Here is a 4,540-nt window from a genome sequence, read left to right as displayed (position 1 = left end):
CCACCTGCGCACCATCACCGGCCAACCACGCCGCCAACACCGAAGCCCACGCCGCAACCCGCTGCTCACTTTTACCCGACACCACCAACGTGCTCACGGGTGTGCCCGCCTGCGGCGCCGACACCGGATCGGGGCCCTGTTCGATCACCACGTGCGCGTTCGTCCCGCCAAGGCCGAACGACGACACCGCGGCGCGGCGCGGTCCGTCGGACACCGGCCACGGTGTCAGCTCGGTGGGAACGAACAGCCGGGTCGGTGCCGGGTCGATAGCCGGATTCCATTGGACGAAATGCAGATTCGGCGGAATTCGGCCGTGCTGGACCGCCAGGGCCGCCTTGATGAAGCCGGCGATTCCCGCGGCCGCCTCCAGGTGACCGATGTTGGTTTTCACCGCCCCCAGCGCGCAGGAACCGTCGCCGCGGCCGTAGACGTCGGCCAGCGCCTCGAACTCGATCGGGTCGCCTAGGGCGGTTCCGGTGCCGTGCGCCTCGATGAAATTCACCGAGCCCGCCGCGACGTCGGCGCTGCGCAACGCCCTGGTGAGCACGTCGCACTGTGCGATGGTGTTCGGCGCGGTCAGGCCGTTCGAGCGGCCGTCGGAGTTGATCGCCGAGCCGCGCACCACCGCCAGCACCCGGTCGCCGTCGGCCACTGCATCGGTGAGCCGCTTGAGCACCACCACCCCAGCACCCTCGCCGCGGACGAATCCGTCCGCGGCGGCGTCGAAGGTGTGGCATCGGCCGCCCGGCGACAGCATTCCCCACTTGGACATCGCGATCTGGGTCTCCGGGCGCAAGATCAGGCTGACCCCGCCGGCTAGGGCCAGGTCGCTCTCCCGCAGCCGCAGACTCTGGCACGCCAGGTGAATCGCGACCAGCGAGGACGAACACGCCGAGTCGACCGCCACCGCCGGCCCCCGCAGCCCCAGCAGGTAGGCGATCCGCCCGACGGCGACGGCGTGCGCGTTGCCGGTCGCGGAGTAGGCGTCGATGCGCTCCGGGTCTGCTACCGAAATGGCCTGGTACTCGGTGTAGTACACACCCATCATCACCGCGGCGCGGATACCGTCCAGCTGATCCGGCGCGATGCAGGCGTGCTCCAGTGCTTCGAACGCCACCTCCAACATCAGTCGCTGCTGCGGGTCCATGGCCTCTGCCTCACGCGGTGAGATCTGAAAGAAGTCGGCGTCGAAGCCGGCCACGTCGGCCAGGAAACCGCCCCACTTCGACGACATCCGGCCGGGCGTGAATGGGTCCGCGTCGTAGAACTCTTCGGCGTTCCAGCGATCCGACGGGACCTCGGTGATCGCATCCCGGCCGCCGGTCAGCAACGCCCAGTAATCCTGCGGGCCGCCCACACCACCGGGGAAACGGCAGCCGATGCCCACCACCGCCACCGGCTCCGCGGCCGCGATACGCGAAGCCTTGTCGAACTGCTCGGTCAGCGCGGTCCGGTGGGCGGCGGGCATCGCCGAAACCCTGTCGAAGATCGTTTCCATCGATAACTACCGTTCTCGACTGCTCTCGCTACCTGCGCTGCCTGCTGATGCGGACTCCGCGTGCTCGAACAACTCGTCCAGCACGCCGCCCGCCGAGTCGATCGGCAGGTCAGCCCGGTTCTCCGGCTCCTCCTGCGGCAACTGCGACGGTGCCAGCAATTCCACCAGATACCTCGCCAGCGCCGAAATCGTGGGGTGGTTCCAGAACATCGAAGCCGACAGGTCGACACCCACTAATCGCTGTGTCCCTTTCAGCACCGTCATCGCCGTCATCGAGTCCAGTCCCATCTCCGGGAACGGCTGGTCGACGTCGACGGCCGATGCCGGTTTGCGAAGTTCACGGGCCAGGATCGCCCGCAGCCCGGTCGTCAGTTCACCGAGCCGGTTCTCGGGGGGTACCTGCGACCAGTCCGGGGCACTCGCCGCCAGCCGGTCCTTGCCGTAGCCGACCGATCGGCCGGTGGAAAACTCCCGGTCAAATTCTGCAATGTCAGCGACCACTTTTTCGAAGTAGCCGAGTTCGCCGAACTCGGGGGTCGCCGCGACGGCGCGGTCCATCCGCAGTCGCCCCACGCCAACCCGGGTGCGGACACCGCCCACCAATGACTCGAGCGCCTCGACGCCCTCGTCGGGGGTGATCGGGTCGAGCATGCTGTAGGTCAGCTTGTGACTCATGCCGACGTCCGCCCACTGGCCCCAGTCGATCGCGGTAGCAGGCAGACCCGCTGCGTGTCGCCACGCCATCATCGCGTCCAGCCAGGCGTTGGCGGTGGTGTAGGCCGCCTGACCGGGCAGGCCCAGCAGGGTGGCCATCGACGAGAAGCCAACCCACCAGTCCAGCTGCCGGGCTCTGTTCTGCTCCTGCGTCTCGTGCATGGCGGCGTGCAACCGCAACGCGCCGGCCACCTTGGGCGCCCACACCCGCGTCAGGCTCTCCCGGGTGAGCGCGGCCACCGGACCCCCGCCGGTCACCCCGGCCGCGTGGACGACGCCGCGCAGTGGTTTCCCGGTCTGCTCAGCGGCGGCCACCAGTTGCTCCGCGACCCCCGGTTCGGAGATGTCGCCGGGGACGAATACGATTTCGGTGCTCCTGGCAGGGCCGCCAAGTTCGGCGAGCACGTTTCGCTGTGCATCGGTGGGTTCGCTTCGGCCGTTGAGGATGAGCCGGCCCGCGCCGCGCTGAGCGAGCCAGTGCGCGGCGACCGAGCCCAGCCCGCCCAGACCTCCGGTGACGATGTAGGCGCCGTCGGGTGCGACGACAGCCCGCCGGTCACCGGCGTCGGGGGCCACCCGGGTGAGCCGTTCGACGTAGCGGTGCCGGCGACGCCACGCGACCACGTCGTCGCTGGCCGGTGAACCCAGTTCGGTCAGCAGGTCAGCGAGGTTGTCCGGGCCGCCCGTGTCCAGATCGACCAGGGTGGCGTCCAGCTCCGGCTCCTCGGCCAGGACGCGCGCCGCCTCGCCGGGGAACCGCCAGTTGCGAATGAGGCCCCGCAGGGCGCCGACCGCGGGGTCGCCCGGGTCCTCGTCGCGGACCGCCAGACCGCTGCGAGTGACCAGCCACAGCCGCGGCGACGTGCCGGGCCAGCAGTCGGCGGTGGCGCGGGCCGTGGTCCAGACCGCCCAGGTCAATTCGCGGGCACGGTCGAGTGCGCCGTCCGGGTCGGTGCCCTCGAACGCCTGCTTGGCGACGAACACGACGATGCCGACCACCGGCGCGCTCGGATCGGCGGCGGCCTCGGTGCAGGCGTCTGCGATTGTGCCAAAGAGCCCGGCGCTGATCACCCGCCGCGCCGGTGAGTTGAGCTGGGCAGCGAATTGCGCTGCAAGGAACTGCGTTTCAGTGTCCTCATCGGCCAGCAGCAGCCAGCTTCCCGCGGCCGAGGCTGAGTCGGGTTCAAGGTTTTCCGGCAGCGGGCGCTCCACCCACTCGGTGTCGAAGACCTTCTGCTCGAGTGGCAGCCGCAGCGTGGCAAGGTCTACCGGGTCTACCGGCGCCAGTTCGACCCCGGTGAGTTCGGCGGTCAACGTGCCCGCATCATCGGTGAGGACGATGCGGCCCAGGTAGCCCGGGTGGTCAGTGTCGTGTTGCTCGATCAGCTCTGCACGGCAGCGGGCCCGCCGCCCGACCCGTCCGAACAGCCGGACCTTCGCGACAGACGCAGGCTGGTACGCCGGCGCGGATTCGGCCCGCACGGCAGCGACAGCGGCCAGATGTCGCAGCGCGGCATCGACCATCGCTGGATGAATCGAATAGCGGGGGTGGCCGACAACCTCATCGGCGAGCGTGATCTCAATCTCGTCGATCTCGCGGTCGCCAACACCGGGCTCGTCCACCGCGTCGGGAACGTTCTTGGGCGCCGCGTCGACCTCGGCGGTCGCATAGACAGACCAGGCGCCGCCAGCCGGGCGGGCATGGATTTCGACACGGGTTCCCTGATCGTCCCGGTCACCCCGGGTGAGCTGCGTGGTGACCTGCATGGTGTGGTCCAAGGCGAGTGCCTGCATGATCTCGAGCCTGCTGACTTCGACGGACTCGGCGGGCAGCGCAAGCGCCTGGCAGCCGGCGGCCAGCGCCATCTCCACAAAGCCCGCCGCCGGCAGCACGGTCCGCCCCGCCATCGTGTGGCCGGACAGCCACGGTATGGCTTTAACTGTGATCTCTGCCTGCCACACATGGTCCCGGCCGGACAGCAGCTCGATATGCACCCCGAGCAGCGGGTGGGTGTCGGGCTGCGGCTGCGAGGTGGGCGTGATCCAGTGCCGTGAGTGCTGCCACGGCGACGTCGGGATGTCGGTGAATAGCCCGGTATCCGAGCCGATGACGCCGACTGCGGCGAGTTGTGCGTGCAAGAACAGGGTTTCGTCGTCGACCCGCTTGATCGCCGAGGTGACGACGGCTTCGGCCGCGGTGTGGACCGGGCCCGGTGACGCCGCCTCAAGCGTCTCGGCGATGGCGTAGGTCAGCAGCGGATGCGGACTCATCTCGACGAAGGCGGCGTGATTGTGCGCCAGGGCGGTGATGGCCTGACTGAACCGCAC

General features: G+C 69.3%; 2 protein-coding genes. Both read right to left on the bottom strand.

The genetic code is table 11. The annotated features are described in order from the left end of the window. Positions 1-1,498, bottom strand: a 1,498-nt coding sequence (locus AC2VON_RS26650; RefSeq protein ID WP_486955459.1) for a type I polyketide synthase, incomplete at its 3' end; no start/stop codon positions are given. Between the two features lie 6 nt (positions 1,499-1,504). Continuing rightward, positions 1,505-4,540, bottom strand: a 3,036-nt coding sequence (locus AC2VON_RS26645; protein ID WP_486955458.1) for a beta-ketoacyl reductase, incomplete at its 5' end; no start/stop codon positions are given.

The sequence above is a fragment of the Mycobacterium sp. TH-M82 genome (genome assembly GCF_057473605.1).
Note: the sequence above shows the minus strand (reverse complement) of the source record. Positions and strands in the feature narration are given on the sequence as shown.